The following is a 1032-nucleotide window of genomic DNA, read 5'->3' on the forward strand; positions in this document are numbered from 1 at the left end:
GTCCGCGCCGCCGCCCCGCCCGCACCCACCGGGAGCCCGCCGATGACCTCGACGACCACCGAGACCCAGACCCAGACCCGGACCCAGACCGAGAGCGCGACCGAGAGCGCGACCACGCCCGCCCTGCGCCCCGCGCACATCCCGCCGCACGGCCTGCACGAGGGTCAGCGGCTGCTGCGCCGACTGCCCGAAGGCGTCCGGGAACGGCCGTACGACCTCTTCCACGTCGAACCGCAGGCCGCCACCATCGGCGCGGAGATCAGCGGCGTCGACCTGTCGCGGCCCCTGACGGCCGCGCTGCGTGAGGAGTTGAACCGGGCACTGCTCGAATGGAAGGTGCTGTTCTTCCGGCGGCAGCACCTCAGCTCGCTCCAGCAGCGTGAATTCGCCCGCAACTGGGGCGAGTTGGAGACCAACCCGCTCCTCGACACCGGGGACAGCGCGGACGTGGTCCGCTTCGACAAGGGCGCGGCGGCCACGCCCAGCTACGAGAACGTGTGGCACACCGACGTGACGTTCCGGCCCCGCCCCGCCATGGGCGCCGTGCTCCAGCTCCGCGAGGTTCCGGCGCGCGGCGGCGACACCATGTGGGCCGACATGGCCGCCGCGTACGACAACCTGCCCGCCGACGTGCGCGCCCGCATCGACGACGCCACCGCCGAGCACGACTTCCTGCCGGGCTTCCGGCGCTTCTACGGCCCCGAGCGGCTCGCCCCCTGGCAGGACATGTTCCCGCCGGTGACGCACCCGGTGGTGCGCACCCACCCCGAGTCGGGGCGGCGCATGCTGTTCGTCAACACCTCGTTCACGACCCGGATCCACGGCCTGGAGCGGGCGGAGAGCGACGAACTGCTGCGGCTGCTCTACCAGCAGGCGCACGTGCCGGAGTTCCAGGTGCGGTATCGCTGGCAGGCCGGTGACATCGCGTTCTGGGACAACCGCGCCACCCAGCACTACGCCGTCAACGACTACGGCGACGCCCGCCGCGTAGCCGAACGCGTCGCCATCGCGGGCGACCGCCCGTTCTAGTCG

General features: G+C 72.5%; 1 protein-coding gene. It reads left to right on the top strand.

The genetic code is table 11. From position 1 onward, the window contains the following. Positions 1-42: 42 nt before the first annotated feature. Entirely contained in the window at positions 43-1029 is a 987-nt protein-coding gene (locus GUY60_RS37840; protein WP_161706022.1) for a TauD/TfdA dioxygenase family protein, read from the top strand. Positions 1030-1032 lie beyond the last annotated feature (3 nt).

Origin of the sequence: Streptomyces boluensis (genome assembly GCF_009908195.1) — a bacterium.
Taxonomy (GTDB): Bacteria; Actinomycetota; Actinomycetes; order Streptomycetales; family Streptomycetaceae; genus Streptomyces; species Streptomyces boluensis.

Bases quoted from the DNA above. Each gene is read 5' to 3' on its own strand.
- GUY60_RS37840 (WP_161706022.1), top strand. From the start codon at position 43: ATGACCTCGACGACCACCGAGACCCAGACCCAGACCCGGACCCAGACC.